Annotated in this window: 1 protein-coding gene; it reads left to right on the top strand. The window is 75.0% G+C overall.

The features are described 5' to 3' along the window. Nucleotides 1–306: 306 nt before the first annotated feature. On the top strand, nucleotides 307–1,090 hold a 784-nt coding region (locus AC27IO_RS24665), incomplete at its 3' end, for an ABC transporter permease (protein ID WP_498741272.1).

Consider the following 1,090-nt stretch of genomic DNA (forward strand, 5'->3'; position numbering starts at 1 on the left):
CCCTGGGGGCACAGCAGGCCCGCGCGGACGCGCTCGCCCAGGCCCTGGGCCTGCTGCGCCAGCGGACGGCGGCCGGGCAGGCGCAGATCCGCCTCGGGCTGGCCAGCGAATACGACGCCTGCCGCAGCGGCGCGCCGAACTGCAGGCCGCCGCGGAATGGGACACCACGCAGGACGCCCGCGCCCTCGCCTTCGTGGCCCTTTACAAAGCCCTGGGCGGCGCGCCGCTGCCGCCGGCCGAGCCCAAAGTGGGAGCAGCCGCGCCCGAGGCCACGCGCATCGCGGAGCACATCGCGGGGACCGCGCCATGATTCCACTGGCCCGCAAGACCCTGGTGCACGAATGGCGCCGGTTCGTGCCGGCGGTGTTCGCCGTGGGGTTCTCCGGCCTGCTGCTGATGGTGCAGGCCGCGCTGGTGCTCGGCATCTTCGGCAGCGCCGCCGTCTACGTGCGGGCCTCGACAGCCGATCTCTGGGCCGGCTACCCGGGCACGCAGAGCGTGAACTTCGGCCGCGCCATCGGCCGCGACGTGGAAAGCCGGATGCGCATGGACCCCGCCGTGACCGCCGTCGAGCCCTACCTCTGGGTCGATGGCGACTGGCGCAGCGCCCAGGCGGGCGCGGGCGGCATCTCGGTCTATGTCTCGGGCATCCGCAGCGCGCCCGACGGCATGCTGTTCGCCCGCCTCATCGCACCGTGGCAGCGCGATGCGCTGCGCGAGCCGGGCGCGGTGATCGTGGACCGGGCCGATCTGGACACGCTGGGCGTGCGGGTCGGCCAGACCGCGTGGATCAACAGCCACCCGGTGCGCGTGGCCGCGGCCGTGGACGGCCTGCGCGGCCTGGGTGGGGTGAACGTGCTGGCCTCGCTGGACACCGCGCGCGAGATCGCCGGTGCCGAAGCCGGCTCCGGCAGCACGTACGTGGTGGCCCGCACCCGCAGCCCTGCGGACGCCGCGGCCGCCCAGGCCCGGCTGTCGCAGGGCGGGCCGGGCTTCGGCCCGTTCGAGGTGTGGACGGCCCGGCAGTTCTCGCGCCGGTCGCAGCTGTACTGGATGTTCGACACCGGCGCCGGCGTGGCCGTGCTGTTCA

The sequence above is a fragment of the Acidovorax sp. KNOB132 genome, assembly GCF_057541515.1.